This window comes from Planctomycetota bacterium (assembly GCA_039182125.1).
Lineage (GTDB): Bacteria > Planctomycetota > Phycisphaerae > Tepidisphaerales > Tepidisphaeraceae > JBCDCH01.
Window position 1 is genome coordinate 1 of the sequence record JBCDCH010000091.1, and the last position, 15,799, is coordinate 15,799.

Genomic DNA, 15,799 nt, shown 5'->3' on the forward strand with positions numbered 1-15,799 from the left:
GACGGCGAAAAGTACCGCGGTTTGAGCAAACCCCTTCCGGATTACGACCCCGCTTGAGCCGTCAAACCCGGACACTCGACGTTTAAAAAATCGAGTCAGACACGGTTGACCTGAGCGAATGATCTTTTTATCTTCCGGTTTCATGAGATTGCATCTCAATATCAAATCATATCGTTCAAGAAGATCGAACGGCCGAGAGCGGTTGATTCGGCCTTCCGGTTCAGGGGTTCGAACGTCAAGCTGCCAACGGCCTCGCGGGGCGTTTTCGCTGGTGGAATTGTTGGTGGTCATCGCCGTGATCGCGTTGATGGTCGGCATCTTGATTCCGGTCTTGGGAAGCGCCCGGGGCGAAGCCCGAGCGATCGCGTGCGGCAGCAACCTCCGGCAACTGGGCATCGCCAACGCCAGCTACGCCGCCGACCACGACGGCACGTTTGCCGCTTACGGCCTGATCGGCAACCACTACGCGGGTTGGTGGACCGAAACCCTGGCTCCGTACATCCAGCGTTCATTGCAAGCCGATCGGGCCAGCACCGGCCCCGTTGAGCCGGACGACAGCGACTTCAACGTCGCCCTGGGCGGCGGCGCGGTGCTGCGTTGCCCAGACGACGACTTCGCGTTTCCCAAGCTGTTCGGCCCGGCCGTCGGGGTGGATCACGTTGGTGAATCCGAAGGTTGGCTGTCTTACGCGATGAACTCCGGGCCGATGCAGCGGGCGAATAACACCTCGAACACGGTCGACCGCTACACCGGCGTCGGCGGCAACCGGCAGGAGATGATTCCCGAACCGTCGGTCACCGCCCACCACATCGACGCCGCCTACATCCGGTACGTGTCCGACCACGTGTTCCTGCTGACCAATCCGTTTATCGGCGGCGAACTCTACACCGGCTTGCCAGACGAGCGCTCGCACTACACGACACCCTCGGCGATCTCCGCCTCCTTCCACCGGCGGGCGCACGAGGAAATCATGGGCGACCCCGACCGGGTGTACCGCCACGGCGGCAAGATGAACGTGTTGTTCGCGGACGGCCACGTCGAACGCCACGGGCTGCTGCCCGGCGCGGAAGAACGGCCGGAGTTCTGGGGACCGGTTTACCTGGATATCGCGGCGTCGCTCGAGGAGTGACCGGCACCGCCCCGAATGTTGCGGCCGGCAAGGACTGGCCGCGGGTTGTTTTGCCGACGTGCGTTCGTCGGCCCGAGGAAGAAGGTCAAGATGCAACAGGAATCAAGGAACGTCAGAGCAGGCTTAGCGAGCAAAACCGTGATCCGGCGTTGCGCGTACGCGATCGGGGCGGTGGGCTTATGGGGGTCGGCGGCGGTGGCACAGACCTCGCTCCACGATGAAACGCTGGACGGCGATCTCTCGGGCGATATCTCGGCCCCGACCGCGTTGTCCATCTCTGCGGCCGGCGACTTCACCGTCACCGGGTCGGTCTTCAACAGCGACCAGGACGACACCTTCGCGCCGGACGGGGAGGCCGGCGACCTCGATTTGTTCGCCTTGACCATCGGCGACGGCCTGCAGGTCGATCGTGTTTGGCTGGACGCGTTCTCGGGCGCGGGCCAAGCGTTCATCGGCGTGCAGGAAGGGCCGGTATTCACGGTCAACACCGCGAACAACGGTATCGCCTTTCCGCCCGTCGCCTCGGGTTTCGCTCTGGTCGACGCCGACGAGGTCGGCAGCAACATCCTCCGGGACCTGATCGCGGGTGCGCTTAACGTCGCCCCCGCCTTCCCGCTGAGCAACCCGATCGAAGCCGGCACATTCAGCTTCGCGGTGCAGAACACCGGAGTGGAAGTCAACGGCTACGCGCTGAATTTCGAAGTCACCGAAGTCCCCGAGCCCGCCGGCGCGGCGGTTCTGGCGGGATTGGGCGCGGTGTTGGCGATGCATCGCCGAGGTGCCGGCCCGCCTTCGACCCGCTCGGACACCCACCACGACACGGCCTAACCCAACGTATTCCGGGACACGAGTTCGGGGGATTTGCACAGTGCTCGAGAGATGTATTCCCGGGCGAACACCTAGCCGGATATCCCGGCGACACTTGAAGGAGTGATGACGATGCAGCGTTTGATGGTTCGGGTTCCTTTTGCCGCCGCTTTCGGTGCCGTAGCGCTGGGCGTTTCGGCGTCCAGTGTCGACGTTGTTTACGACGTCGAGACGCGTGCCAGCACCTTTGGCGGCGTGCCTTTCTTCACCGGTAACGGGTACATCGGCGGCATGTCGCTCGACAACCTCGACCCGTCCGACCCGAGCTTCCAGAGCGGGTTCGTGATCCACAACGACGTGAGCAACCCGCAGTACGGCGCGACGCGACGCACGAACGTGGAAGTCGATCTCGGTCGCGTTCGGAGCTTCTCGACCGATCCCGCCGATGTTCTCGACGCCACGTTTGATTTCTTCATCGACGACGCGGTGTTCGGTTCGCGTGCCGCCGCCGAGCGGATCGTGAGTTCGTTCAAGCTCGAGCTCTACACCGATACCGCAAATGGCGCGATCACCAACGAGCCCGACGCGGACGGCGTGAACAGCGACTACGACGGCGGCGTGATCGGCTCGCTCGACTTCATTGGCCGCGAGTACACGCTCGAAGAACTGAACCAGGAGATTCCGATTTCCCAGGGCTTCATCGACTTCGTGCCCCCGGTTGATGACCCGGGCGCGACGTTCGAACTGGTTGGGCCCGGCATCGTGTACGAAGGCGTGATTGGCGGTTCGTCCATCGAATACCCCAGCAACTACGGTGACCCCGCCTTCGACGCCCGCGGCTTCCTCGGCTTCTCCGTGGACGTGTCCAACATCGTCGCCGATCTCGTGGACGACACGTCGGTGAGTCACCTGGGCTTCCGCCTGCTGACCGAAGTCGACGACATCCCGTACACCAGCCTCGACCGCGCCGGCTTCGAGCCGTCGCTGACCGTGTCGGTCGTGCCCGAGCCGGGCGTGGCCATGCTGGGCACGGGTCTGGTCGCGCTGGCCGGCCTGCGTCGGCGGCGCGCTTGATGCAACAGACGCTCCGGGGCGCGGCCGAACGGCCGCGCTTCGCATTGATCAGCCGAGGCTCTCGGTTGGCGTTTTCCGGCTCGGGCCGGAGCCTGGCTTCGGTTGCGGATCGGATGCTCACGGGTCACCGGCCGGGATGACCGAAGACGCAAAGCGCGTGGGCCGGCGTGGAGAAAGCAAGAGGAGAGAGTTGGGAGGGGGAAAGCGTGGTGGGGCCCGCGGACGGCGGGAAGCGCAACAACGCCCATGGGCTCGGCCGATCGGAGGAGAATCCGGCCGACCCCATCGGACACGCCGTCCCGACCGGTCGGGCTTGAACAGAGCCCGTGCGGTTTTCGAGGTCCGAATGCGAACACGGATTCGGTTAAGCCTCGCTTCGTGAGAGGGCCGCGCGGGTTGCCAGAAAGAACCGACCAAGAAGCCGAACTTTGATCCCGATTGGAATCGGTCTTCGCAAGCTCGGAGCCCTCATCTTCAGTCACTCGTATCAGGACAACCGAACCCATGATCCAATTACCGAATTGCTCCCGGCTCATTTCCCCGCGTGCTGCGATCGCTGCGCGTGTGGACGAGAAGATGTCCCACGCCCCAGTGGCGACGGCTCTTGGGCTTTGCGGATCGCTGGGTCTCGCCGTTGCGTACGCGCCCCGCGCCGCCGCCGACGACACCATGACGTTCCTGTTGCAGGGCTCGGCCGGCGTCATCGACGGTTTCGACGACACGCACGCCGGACGCGCCGCCAACTTCATCCCCGACGGCGGCGACGGCACCGCGATCTATGACATCGCGTCCGACTGGGTCGGCGGTCACAACCCCAACTTTGTCGGCCCGTGGCCCAAGTCCGACGGCATCGTGGGTTGGGATTACTGGGACGCCGGCATCCATGACGCGGATCGGCGCGGCCCGGAAGTCCGCAACGAGAACGGCGACTCGGTTTATCGCGACAACGTCAACGGCGGTTTCGCCTTTATCCCCGACGGTACGACCGCCGCGCCCGGGCAAGAAAAGCTGTACTACCTCGCCAACGCCACGTCGGTCGGTCCGCTTTCCTTCGGCAACGACGGTCCCCCGACCTCCGACTCGGCCGATCGCCAGCACGTCGCCCTCGCGGAGTACAACCTGGCCGGCCCCCGCGCCCAAGGGTTTAGCGGCGCCGACCTGATCGGGGCGACGTACTCCATCTTCATCGACGACGTGATCAACATGGACCTGATCACGACCAACGGTGCTTTGCCTTCTACCGCGTTCGTCAACGTGTTTGAAGGCGACGGCGACCTGGTGAACTTCGAATCCGTCCAACGGAAGTTCGAGTATTCGGATCATTCGTCGGCCGCCGACAGCGTTGCCCTCGAGTACCAGGACATTTTCATCGAAGATCCACTGCCCATCACCGACTTCGCGATCTCCCGCGCGAACCAGCTGGAACAACAATCCCGGCTGCAATTCGATTTCGACATCACCGAGGAAGTCGCCGCTCTTCTCGACGCCGACGCCGACTTTGCCGGAGTGGCGTTGGGTTCGACCGGCGACGGTGGCTTCACGCTCGGCAGCATCGACAGCGTCGTGCTCGAACTCGGCGGCGACGAGGTACTCGAGAACTACCTGCCGCTGCTCACACTCGAGTTCGCCGCGGTTTCGGCGCCCCTTCCGGGAGATTACGACGGCGATGGACAAGTGGCCCAGGGAGACCTGAATCTCGTCTTGAATAACTGGGGTATCGATCTGGGGATCGATGGTTTTCCTGAAGGCTGGCTGAATTTTCGCGACTTCGCCGGCCCGGTCGCGCAAGCCCAACTCAACGCCGTGTTGAATAACTGGGGCGCGTTGCAGGCCCCGGGTTTCGCGGGGGCGTCCATTCCAGAGCCGACGATGTGGGTATCTCTCTACGCTGCGGCGGGAGTCTTGCTGCGGCGACGCAAGCGCGGGTGCTAAGCGCTGCGATCGAACACCTTAAAACATGAACTTTTGCGTGGAGAGCCAAATCTCGTGACCTCAATACCCAACCCCCTTGTTGTTGACCGTATGCGGCGGCGGGCCGTACCCTCCGTCGCCGCACGATTGCTCGTCGTGATGCTCACCCTCTTGGTCGGCGGCACCGCCTTCGCACAAACCGGGCCGATCACCGTAGAAGATGAACGGGGCCGTACGCTGACGTTTGACACATCACCGCAGCGATTCGCCGCCTGCTCGTCGTTTGCGTTGGAGACGCTCATGGCCCTGGGCGTCGAGCCCGTGGTCCGCATCCACACGCCGCCGGTCTTTCCGCCCGAGGCCGAGTCGATCCCCGTGGTCGCTCGTTCGCACAGCACCGGCCCCGACGTCGAGATGCTCATCGCGACCGCGCCCGACGCGATCCTTCTGCACAACGTCTTTGGCGAATTCGCCGACACCGTGCAGAGCTCCGTCGGCGTGCCCGTCGTGTTGCACCAAGTCAAATCGCTCGCCGATATCGATCGGTACGTCGGCATGCTCGGTCGACTCGCCGGGAAGACCGACCGGGCGAACGAACTGCTTGGCGAGTTGCACGCGACCATCGACTGGATGCGGAACCAACCCCAGCCCGCTCGTGCGCCCAAGGCCCTCGCGCTGCTCGGCACGTCCGACACCTGGTACGCCTATCGCCGCAACGCGTTCATGGGCGACCTGCTCGAGGTGCTGGGCGTCGAGAACGTTGCCGCGGAAGCCGAGGCTCACGCTAAGCACCGCACGCTCGCTCCGCTCGATCTCGAACGCATCGTCGAGCAAGACCCCGACGTCCTCTTCGTGATCCCCTACGGCGGGGTGGACCCGGACACGATCGAGAACTTCATGGCCCATCCCGCGTTCGCGTCGCTCCGGGCCGTGCGGGACGGCCGGGTTTACGTCCTGACCGACCGAATCTATAGCTCGCACGCGGGGCTTCGGTCTGGCGAAGCGCTGCGAACGCTCTACGGCCTGATCTATCCCGACCGACCGAGCCCGCCCGGGACGTTCGCAGCGAACTCACCGTGACTTCGCTTACCTCTACCCCAGACGATCCGGTCGAGCCGCACAAGCCGCGGTGGAGCCGTGTCGCCGTCAGCCTCGTTGTCCTGCTTGCGTTGGTCGCCGTCGGAACGGTTGTCGCCGTCGCCACCGGCAGTTCCGGGCGACCCATCGCCGAAGTCCTCGCGTCGCTCACCCGATTCGACGCGCTGCACTCCCTCGACGCCAGCCCGACCGACCGCATCGTCTGGAACGTTCGCCTCCCGCGCGTCGCCCTCGGCCTGCTCGTTGGATGCAACCTCGCGGTTGCCGGGGTCCTACTTCAGGGCATCATGCGTAACCCGCTCGCCTCGCCGGGCATCATCGGTGTCACCGTCGGGGCGGCCCTCTTCGCGTCGCTGGCCATCCTCGGCGTCACCGATCTCATCGGTATCCCGTGGCTCGCCACGCTCTCGCTGCCGATGATGGCCTTTATCGGCGCGCTGCTCGCCACGATGCTCGTCTACGTCATGTCCTGGCAACCGGGCGTCGGCACGTCGCCCACCCGCATGATCCTCGCCGGCGTCGCCGTCACCGCCATGCTCGGCGCCTTCCAGTCTTTTCTCTCCGTCTATTTCGCCGATCGCATTCAGGGTGTGGTCTTGTGGCTATCCGGCTCGCTCAACGCTCGCAGCTGGAACCACCTGCCCATGATCTGGCCGTTCACGATCCTCGGTCTCGTGATCGCCGCGCTGCTCGTCCGCCCGCTCAACCTTCTGCAACTCGGCGACGACTCCGCCGCCGCTCTGGGCGTGCCCGTCCAAACCGTTCGTATCGGGGCGATCGTCGCCGCCGCGCTGCTCACCGCCTCGGCCGTCTGCGTTGCCGGCGTCGTCGGCTTCGTGGGCTTGGTCGTCCCGCACATCGTCCGCACCGCCGTCGCCCGCGACCACGCCGGCCTCATCCCCGCCGCTGCGCTCGGCGGAGCCGCGCTGGTCGTCTGGTCCGACGCCGCCGCAAGGCAACTCGACGAAATGCCCGTCGGCATCTTGACCGCGCTCATCGGCGGCCCTTACTTCGTGTTCCTGCTCTACCGCAAAAAACTGATTTGAGGGTGCCGGACGAGATACAAAGACACCGCAGCCGACATCAACGATTGCTGATTGCCATGCCCCTCCTTCGCGTCCACCACCTAACCGCAGGCTACGAAACCCAAGCCCCGGTCCTCCACGACGTCGCGCTCACCCTCGAGTCCGGTCAAATGCTCGCCCTTTGCGGCCCCAACGGCTCGGGCAAATCCACCCTTCTCCGCTGCCTCACCGGGCTGCTCAAGCCGCAAAGCGGTCGCGTCACGCTCGAACACGACAACGAACGACCGCAACGGGTACACAAGATCCCCCGTCGCCGCCTCGCCCGTACCCTCGCCTTCCTCCCTCAATCCCCCATCGCCCCGCCCGGTGTCACCGTCCGTCAACTCGTCGCCTACGGCCGAAACCCCCACACCTTGCCCATCCCTTTCGCCACCCGCCACCTAACGACGGATCGCGACATCGTCGAACAAGCTATCCGTCGCTGCGATCTCCAAAAACTCGCCGACCGCGACGTTGCCACCCTTTCCGGGGGTGAGCGTCAGCGCGCTTGGCTCGCGATGGCCGTCGCCCAGGACGCCCGCATCCTGCTGCTCGACGAGCCCGTCTCCGCCCTCGACGTCGCTCACCAACTTGAAGTCCTCGACTTGCTCGTCGATCTCAACGAAGAACGAAAAACCACCGTCGTCATTGTTCTCCACGACATCCAACTCGCCGCCCGCTACTTCCGGCAACCCCACCATCGCCTCGCGGCCCTCCGCGCCGGCCGCCTCCTTGCCGTCGGCCCGATGATCGACTTGCTTACCCCCGAGCTATTGGAGCAAACCTTCGGCGTATCGGCTCGCGTTCACACCTTCGCCGAGCTTCCCTATCCCGTTTGTGCGTTTCGATAACGCTGCAGGTCCGCGGCATGGGCAGTGAGGTTTTGGTCACGATGAAGCCGTTCATTCGAGGTCGTGCCCGAACCGGGCGTCGCGGCTCCGGGATTGCTCGGCGTGGGTTCACGGCTCGCCCGTCGGGCGTCTATGAGCGGCGGAGGTTTCTCGCCTGTACCAGGCGGGCGGAAGACGCCGGGATGAACCGCAGAGTTTTCTTTGTGCGAACGTCATGGCGGGTGGTGTGCCTTACGCAAAACATGGGATACTTTTGATAATCGATCGCATTTCATCTTTATGGAACCGAGTGTTTTCGTTTTTCTAACGACAGGAGATCGTCGAAAATGATCCGTACGGGGAAGCAAAGTGACCGCGAAGCGATCGCGACGTTTGATCGGATTGACGCCGATCGATCTTCGGAGTTGGCCGAGGGCCGGGTGATGGTGGTGGTTACCGGCGGGGAAGTGGTGGCGTTTGCCACGTTTCGGGAGGGTGGGTTCTTCGGCCGGCCGTGCGTGGATTCGCTGACCGTGAAACCCACGCACCACCACCGAGGCATCGGACGGTCGTTGATCCGGGCGGTGGAGAAGCGGGTTCGGAGCGAGCGTGGCGGTGGTCGTGTATTTGCCGCGACACCGGAGAAGGTGACGGCTTTGCGCGATTTTTATGAGCGTGGTGGGTGGAGCTTCGCCGGAACGGTCCGGGGCGTACGCGGCGACGACGCGGCGGATTGCTTGTACTTCCGCGACCTGGTTTCGGCTTGAGGCTTCAGTGGCTCGGGCGTGTTGGGCGGGCAACTCTGCGCGCGGCGGCGATCGATGCACCTCGGCGACCGAAGGCACGCGTGTGGCGTACAGGGCGCTGAGCAACACGGTGCGTCGCGGCCGCGGGTCAAGGGGTGGTGCTGACGTGAGCCGGATCGTGATGTGTCCGTCCTCACGGTTGATCGTGCCGAACGCCCGCATGAACCGGCGTGTCTTCCGTGGGTCGGGAAACCTTCGACTTTGAGCGACGGTCGCAGACGGTCATCCGTCCGCTCCGGCCGCCGACGTCTTGTGCCAGCTTGGCCATCGCCTTCGTGATCATGCTCGCCATCATTTCGCGCACCAAGAGCGCGTGCGGGAGCCGCCTGCGGCGGAAGTAGTGCTCGATCGTGAGCCTGGTGCCACCGCGTGCCGTGAGCTCAAGGAGGAAGTAGGCCAGGTGATCGCGGATGGGCAGGCGCGTGGCTTCTGCTTGGAAGGCGTAGCCCCTTGGTGCGTCCCACCACACGATGGTTTCTCGTACCTTCCCCATCGCGGGCCCAAAGTCGCAGATACGAACCGCACCGACCGAGCACGCCCCATTCGAGTCCGGGCCCTCATGCCGAACCGTGCGCACCATCGGAAGCACGGCCCGAATCCCCTCGTCGTGGGACACCTTGTCAAAGACCACGCTCGGCGGAGCGTCGAACTCAAACGAGCCGGCGATCTGGAGAGGCGCCTGGGTGAAGGCCGTAGAGATCGGCGGTTCCCGACGCAACGAAGTCGTTGTCGCGAGAGTCATGGGTTGGCTCCTGGGCGGTCTGTCCGGCCGCGGTGGAGGGCAGTTCCTACGAGGTTCTGATCGAGATAGTCCGCGACACTGAGCTGTGGAGGCAGGCCGAGCTCACGCACCACGGGCGCCGAATCCCAAGCCGGCTGGTATGACGCGACGAACTGCGTTAACGCCAAGATGTTGGATGCCGCGGCCGAGAAGGGGCGTAGCGCGAGGCGGTTCATCCCCAGGAGCCAAGGCCACATCGGGAGGCACCGAACCCGACGCCCGAAGCGTTGCTCATGCATCTGCGCCACTTCTCCCCAGGTCACCCAGGCCGGCCCTCCCGCTTCGATGACCCGATGAGGCGTGTCCGGCAGATCGACCGCCGCCGCCTGCATGAGCGCCACATCTCGCGTGCTGATCATGGGCGATCCATGCGAGGCACCTCCCGGAGCAAGCAAGATGCCCCGCTTCGCGACGAGGTCGCCCACGATGCCGATGTACCGCTGCATGAAACCGTACCGCCTCCCGACCGTGCGGTGCGGATCGGTTCCCGCGGCCTGGATGCAGCCGGTCATCACCAACCACACGTCCATAAAGGCCGGGTTCCGAACGGCGATCGTCGGAATCGGTGACCGCGCCAAGCGTTCTTCGATGACCAAGCTGGCCTTCAACTGCGGGACTCGATCGAGGAACTTCCTCGGTGGTTTCGGCACCGAAGCGAACACGAAGCGCTCGATCTCTTCCCGCTCACACGCCTCAAGCAGCGCTTCGTATCCGGAGGAAGCGAAGCGTCTGACCTTGTCTTTACGCGACGTGGGAATGATCGCGTTCGCGGTTGAGACGACCGCGCCGACACCGCGCACCGCGTGGCGTAAAGACTCGGGGTTGTTCAAATCGCCGACGACGTACTCCACACACTCAGGGGCTCCGTGGACGGTCCTCCCGCTCTTGCGTACAAGAGCGCGGACCGGGCGCCCGTCGCCGGCCAGCTTCGTGACGATTTGGGAGCCGACCTGGCCCGTGGCTCCCACGACGAGAATCGGCTTCTCAGGCATGCTGCGCCTCCTGACTGTCCCGGAAGTGATCGACGACCTGATCGAGGAAGGCGGGCAGCGTCGTGGGGGCGGCACCCGCGACATCGCGCACCACCGTGGTCGCGCGGTCGAACTGGCCCTCACGGATGTCCGCCGCGAGCGCCGGGGCGTGGCTCCGGAACTGGGGGTTGTTGTACGCCTCGGGCCACTGCCCGATCGCCTGCAGCCACTCGTCGTCCGTGATCTCTCGGTACCCGATGTCTCGGCCGATCGCGGCCCCAATCAGGCTGGCCACCTCGGCCATGGAGTAAACCTCCGGTCCCGTGACGACGTAACGCTGCCCCAGGTGCTGCTCGGGGTCCTCCGCGGCGAGGATTGCGGCTGCGACGCGGGCGATGTCTGCCGCCGCCACCGGCGCGTGGCGCCCCGCGCCCCACGGCAGAGAGATGTCCTTACCGGCCGCCACCGAAGGTGCAGCGATCAGCAAGAGGTTCTCCATGAACAGGCCCGGGTAGAGATGGGCGGTGGGGATTCCGGCCCACCCCATCCCTTGCTCGGAAAGCCAGTGCTGGTGCGTTGCAGCGCTCGCGTGTCCGCGCGAAGTAATGATCTGAGAAAGATTGACCAGAAGCTCGACCTCGGCCTCTTTCGCGCACGCCACGAGGTTCATGCCGGCCTCGAGGAGCCCCGGAGTGAAGGGATAAGCGAAGTAGACGCGTCTCACTCCCTCGAAAGCGGCCTGAAGGCTGTGGATATCGAGCATGTCGCCGATCGCGATCTCCGCACCGGCTTCTCGAAGACGCTCTGACTCTGGCGAGCGTTTGCGCGTGAAGGCGCGAACGGGCAGACCCCGTTCCAATAAGTTCAAAGTGAGATGCCCACCGGTCTTTCCGGTGGCGCCCGTGACGAGGATGGTTTCGTACATTGGGACCTCTTGGGGTGAATTGATTTAGAGAATGCGTATTCTCTTTTGGGGTAAAAAAATCACGGCAAAGCCTTCACCGCGTTTGCGGCGAACGCCTCCACCATGGACGTGTTGGCTTGAGCGCGAGCTAAGACGAATAAGCCATGCAGAACACCGGTGCAGTAATTACCGAGTTCTCGGCTGCGTTTCTTCGAAAGCCCCACGCGCTCGTAGGCGCTCGCGAACTCGGCCGCCATGCCTTCCATGTGATCGCGAATTGCCTTCTGAACGCTCGCGGTGCAGTTCGCTTGATCCATGGCCGCGTTGGCCAAGAAGCAGCCACGCCGTTTCGTCGGACGGCCGGCCATCTTTGCCACGCCCAGCACAACCTCGCGGATATCTGCGGCGGACACATCATCGGCTCGAAGGCCGGATAGAAGTTGCGCCACGAACGTTTCGCGATAACGACGGATGGCCACGAGAAACAGCGACTTCTTGTCACCGAACTCGGAGTAGAGCCCATTGCGGCTTGCGCCACTGGCGGAGACGAGATCTTCGTAGCTGGTCGCGGCGAAGCCACGCTCCCAGAACACCTTGAGGGCGCGATCCAAGACTTGCTCTCTATCGACGGTACGGGGCATGGCAGCTTTTTGGAGAATATATGTTCTCTAAAGTTACCCCGTGATTTACAGGAAGTCAATTCGACAGAAGCGCAAAGACGATAAATCGTGGGAGCTTACGTGCGAGATCGAATCACATCGCCAACTGCTCGCCAACCCAGAAGGCATTTTGTTCGACCCGACGAGGGAGGAGACCCCGTTATCGATCGATTTCGTCGCGGATGATTCGGCCGGGGTGTGGGGGAGGTTACTACTGAAGTTTGAGGTGTTGCTAAGGGGGTGTTCACGGCGGGGTCGTCGGCTGAGAGGCCGTGGGGGAGGCCAGAATCAACGCTGGGGAAGCGTTGCGGCGGGCCGAGTAACGCAGCTTTGAATTCATCAATGAACCTGACACCGCTGCTCGAAGCTTCGACGTCACAACGGCGGGCCCGTTGGAGCAAACGCCATTTGGGGCGAATTCTCTACGCGAAGGGATCGAATCGATCGGCGAGGCTTTATGACGCTTCAGATTCGATCTGCCCGTGAAGAAACCGCTGACCGGCGCTACTTAAGGGTTCTTCAACAACCTCTTCGGAGTGGCTGGTGGTGTCCGGTTCACGTTTGGGCGTCCTCAGGAAGGAAGCGCGATCGGTGACCGGGAAGCGTTATGCGGTCGAGGAAATCAACAACAAGCTGTGTGAAACTAAAATTAGGCCGCAAGAGTTTTGCGGCACGTGCCGCATTTTCGCCGCACACCCCCTGCAGCGTTCGGCAACCGTTGCAATGGACGCTGCGCAGAAAACACTGCATTTTTTGCGACTCGAGTTTGGTCGTTTATTTGGCGTCGCTTTGCATGCAGCCGGTCGCCGGTTCGATCCCGGCCGTCTCCATTGAATCAGGTGATGCAAGATGCCGTGCTTCCGGTTGTGGTTTCGGGCGTCTGCCGGCACGAGATCGCGTCGCGTGTCGCTTTGGCGTAAGTCGCCCCGGGGCGTCTACGCACGCCTACGCCGAGTCTGAGTGACGGCCCCTTCGGCCTTGTCCGGACTCACGGATCGCGCTTATCGCTTGGGAACCGTTGGTTCTGTCGAGTCCTATCGATTTCCGTGGCCTTCGATCCAGCCCAAGTTGATGATCGATCGGCCGCGCGTAGCTTTGCGTCCGCAAGGGCGGGGGCCTGACTCAGTACGGCCAGATCGGAGCACGGTTCTCCGCGACCCGAACCAGCCGCGTCGCCAAACCGTGCCGGTGCGCGAGCAGCGCGTCGGCATGCTCGGGTCGGCCCGAGACGTCGCGATACTCGCTAAACGCAGCGCTGAGGTCGAACAACATTTCCCGGCCGTCGTCGTGCAGCAGGTACCGGTGCGTGTCCGTCCGCCAAGCCCGCCAACCGAAGCCCGGCATCGCGTCTTCCATGAGGGCGCCGGGCTTGCCCGCGAACGCCTCGCCGCGCAATGCCGGCCCAAGCGAGTCGCCGTCCATGAACACCGGCTGCGGAATGCCGGCCAGTTCCAGGAGCGTGGGCGTCAGATCCACCGCTTCGACGATCGCGTCGCACGTCCCCGGCCGCACGCCCGGGCCCGCCACGATCAGCGGCACTCGCGCTACGCACTCCGGCCCGGGGTAGAACTTGCCCCAGCGTGCGTGCTCGCCCAGGAATTCGCCGTGGTCCGACGTGAACGCGACGACCGTGTCGTCGGCCAGCCCCGTCGCGTCGAGCTTGGCGATGATCTGGCCGACCCAGTGATCGACTTCGGAGGTCATGGCGTAGTAGCCGTGCATCGCCTGGCGGATCGTGTCGTCGTCGAAGCCGTCGGCGACGCGTTTTTCCTGGAATTCTTCGGGGAATTCGGGCAGCGTGAAGCTTGCGGGGTCGTAGAGGTCCAGGAACTTCTGCGGGGCGACCAGCGGCGAATGGGGGCTGTAAAAACTCGCGACACAGAAGAAGTTGTCGCGGGACGCGGCGTGGCGATCCAGCAGTTCGATCGTGCGTCGGCCGACGAAGGCGGAATAGGTCGCGTCGTCGGGGCCGCCGAAGGCCGTGGTGACCCAGGTGCGATCGGGGTGGTCGTCGGGGTGTTTGACGCCGTCGTCGAAGCCGGTCGCGTCGCGGTAGGTCTTGGCCATCGGCGGGAAGGCGTGAGCGGAACTGGCGTCGAGGTGCTCGGGGAAGTGCCGCCGAACGAACGCGCGGTAGGCGTCTTCGTAAGGCCCGGGTTCGTCGGAGAGCTCGAGGTGGTCGAAGCCGTACGTCGGGTGCGGGTCGCGGTGGTCGCGGTTGGCGTGGGGCAGGAAGTGGAGCTTGCCGAGGTTCGCGGTGCGGTAGCCGGCGCGGCGCATTAGGTGTTGCACGCAGACCACGTCCTCCGGCACGGGCACGCCCATCCGCAGGATGCCCAGGTTCGACGGGTATCGTCCCGACAGCATCGAGACCCGCGAAGGCATGCACACGGGGTTCTGCACGAAGTGTCGGTCGAAGCGGACGCCGCGCCGCGCGAGCGCGTCGAGGTGCGGCGTCTGCACGTCGGGGTTTCCGGCGCAGCCCAGCGCGTCGAAGCGCCACTGGTCGGTGTAAATCAGCAGGACGTTGGGGCGGGGCGACGGAGGCATCGCCCCATGCTAAACCGAGCTCAGAAGCGCGAAACGAAACCGGCGGCGTTCGCGGCGGGCCCGCTTCAGCGGGCACGCAAAGGTTCGCGCCGCCGCGCGAGCAAGCCCAGCCCCACGAGCCCCAGCGCCGCGGTCGGCTCGGGGACGGCGGAGCCGGTGAAGTCCGGCGCGGCGGTCGCGCCCCAGTTGTTCAGCACCGCGTTGAGGTCGGCCTGGTTGACGACGCCGTCGCCGGTGAGGTCGCCGCTCGCCCAGGTGTTACCGGTGCTGCCCCAGTTGTTGAGCACGGAGTTGAGATCGCCCTGCTCGACCTGGCCCGAGAGGTTGGCGTCGCCGCGGATCGCCCGGGTGATCCGCACGGCCGTTGGGGTATAGGTGACGGCCAGCGATTCTTGCGGGTTGATCTCGACGCCCCGGACTTGGTCGAACGTGCCCACCAGTTCGGCGGCTTCGATCAGGGTCGTGGCCTGATAGGGCAGCAGCGCGAAGTTGGTGGCGTCGGTGTCGAGGTCGAGCACCCCGTCCAGGTCGGCGGTTCCGCTCAGGTCGAGCATCGGCGCGGCGAGCTGCGCGGGGTCGAGCGAAACTTCCAGTGCGCCGTCGGCGTTTTGGGCGAAGTCGCCGCCGTTGATCGCGCTGTCGCCGACGAGCGTGAGCGAGCCCTGGTTGACGACCGGACCGGTGAGTTCGGAATCGATGAGCACGACGCGGCCGTTGTTGAACAAGCCGTTGCCGGTTTCGTCGGCGTCGGTGTCGACCTGCGTGGACGTGAACACGGCCAGCCCGAACACGCCCAACGAACCCGCGGCGAATTGTTCGTTCGTCTCGGCGGTGGCGGCGTCGCCGGTGACGCTGAGCGTGCCATTGGCCTGCACGGTGACGGCCTGATGGACGTGCAGTTGTTGCCCCGCGTTCATGACGACCGTACCGCCGAGCAGGCCGGCCGTGCCGACGGTGAGGTTGGAGCGGAGCAGTTCGAGTGAGCCGGCGTCCCAGTCGACGTTGGAGAAGTCGTTGCCTGCCACGGCGTCGACGCGGAGGGTGCCGCCGTTGAGGCGGAGCGGGAACTCAAAGAGCGCCGCTCCTGGATCATTCGGGTTGGAGGATTCAACGGCGAGGGTTTGCCCGGCAACGAGGGTGTGGACCTCGCGGGTGCCGGTGAGACTGTCGCTAAGCAGGTAGGAAAGGTTGATGTCGTTGAGCGAGACCGTGCCC

General features: G+C 64.5%; 15 protein-coding genes. 8 read left to right on the forward strand and 7 right to left on the reverse strand.

Translation table 11 applies throughout. From position 1 onward, the window contains the following. Positions 1-318: hypothetical protein (locus tag AAGD32_16715; protein MEM8875892.1), on the reverse strand; the 318-nt coding region annotated here is incomplete at its 3' end. Between the two features lies 1 nt (position 319). Between AAGD32_16715 and AAGD32_16720 the strand changes: the two genes are divergently transcribed. The 8 genes from AAGD32_16720 to AAGD32_16755 all read left to right on the forward strand — a co-directional run bounded on the left by AAGD32_16720 (position 320) and on the right by AAGD32_16755 (position 8,680). Next, a complete protein-coding gene (locus AAGD32_16720; GenBank protein MEM8875893.1) occupies positions 320-1,129 on the forward strand; it encodes a DUF1559 domain-containing protein in 810 nt (269 codons plus the stop codon). Between the two features lie 195 nt (positions 1,130-1,324). Further along, positions 1,325-1,957, forward strand: a complete 633-nt coding sequence (locus tag AAGD32_16725; protein ID MEM8875894.1) for a hypothetical protein — start codon at positions 1,325-1,327, stop codon at positions 1,955-1,957. 123 nt (positions 1,958-2,080) lie between these two features. Then, positions 2,081-3,010: a hypothetical protein gene (locus AAGD32_16730; protein MEM8875895.1), complete on the forward strand. Its 930-nt coding sequence runs from the start codon at positions 2,081-2,083 to the stop codon at positions 3,008-3,010. Positions 3,011-3,586: 576 nt separating this feature from the next. Further along, positions 3,587-4,942 (forward strand): hypothetical protein, encoded by a 1,356-nt coding sequence (locus AAGD32_16735; GenBank protein ID MEM8875896.1) that lies wholly within the window; start codon positions 3,587-3,589, stop codon positions 4,940-4,942. A gap of 138 nt (positions 4,943-5,080) precedes the next feature. Next, positions 5,081-6,001 (forward strand): ABC transporter substrate-binding protein, encoded by a 921-nt coding sequence (locus AAGD32_16740; GenBank protein ID MEM8875897.1) that lies wholly within the window; start codon positions 5,081-5,083, stop codon positions 5,999-6,001. Beyond that, on the forward strand, positions 5,998-7,065 hold the full coding sequence (locus AAGD32_16745) for an iron ABC transporter permease (protein MEM8875898.1): 1,068 nt from the start codon (positions 5,998-6,000) through the stop codon (positions 7,063-7,065). Before AAGD32_16740 ends, AAGD32_16745 begins: the two co-directional genes overlap by 4 nt. A gap of 56 nt (positions 7,066-7,121) precedes the next feature. Then, positions 7,122-7,934: an ABC transporter ATP-binding protein gene (locus AAGD32_16750; GenBank protein ID MEM8875899.1), complete on the forward strand. Its 813-nt coding sequence runs from the start codon at positions 7,122-7,124 to the stop codon at positions 7,932-7,934. Between the two features lie 326 nt (positions 7,935-8,260). Then, positions 8,261-8,680 carry a GNAT family N-acetyltransferase gene (locus tag AAGD32_16755; protein MEM8875900.1) on the forward strand — a complete coding sequence of 140 codons (420 nt, stop codon included), beginning with the start codon at positions 8,261-8,263 and terminating at the stop codon, positions 8,678-8,680. A 172-nt stretch (positions 8,681-8,852) separates the two neighbouring features. Here AAGD32_16755 and AAGD32_16760 read toward each other — a convergent pair whose 3' ends face one another. The 6 genes from AAGD32_16760 to AAGD32_16785 form a co-directional block, all read right to left on the reverse strand. Continuing rightward, complete coding sequence (locus tag AAGD32_16760) at positions 8,853-9,461, reverse strand: SRPBCC family protein (GenBank protein MEM8875901.1); 609 nt, start codon at positions 9,459-9,461, stop codon at positions 8,853-8,855. Continuing rightward, the gene (locus AAGD32_16765) at positions 9,458-10,576 is read right to left on the reverse strand and encodes an NAD(P)H-binding protein (GenBank protein MEM8875902.1); all 1,119 of its coding nucleotides are present in this window, start codon (positions 10,574-10,576) and stop codon (positions 9,458-9,460) included. The genes AAGD32_16760 and AAGD32_16765 overlap by 4 nt, the downstream gene beginning before the upstream one ends. Continuing rightward, complete coding sequence (locus AAGD32_16770) at positions 10,485-11,396, reverse strand: NmrA family NAD(P)-binding protein (GenBank protein ID MEM8875903.1); 912 nt, start codon at positions 11,394-11,396, stop codon at positions 10,485-10,487. The genes AAGD32_16765 and AAGD32_16770 overlap by 92 nt, the downstream gene beginning before the upstream one ends. Positions 11,397-11,455: 59 nt before the next feature. Then, positions 11,456-11,986, reverse strand: coding sequence for a TetR/AcrR family transcriptional regulator (locus tag AAGD32_16775; protein MEM8875904.1), 531 nt, complete (start codon positions 11,984-11,986; stop codon positions 11,456-11,458). Between the two features lie 1,170 nt (positions 11,987-13,156). Then, the gene (locus AAGD32_16780; GenBank protein ID MEM8875905.1) at positions 13,157-14,584 is read right to left on the reverse strand and encodes a sulfatase-like hydrolase/transferase; all 1,428 of its coding nucleotides are present in this window, start codon (positions 14,582-14,584) and stop codon (positions 13,157-13,159) included. Positions 14,585-14,649: 65 nt separating this feature from the next. Next, positions 14,650-15,799, reverse strand: a 1,150-nt coding sequence (locus tag AAGD32_16785; GenBank protein MEM8875906.1) for a hypothetical protein, incomplete at its 5' end; no start/stop codon positions are given.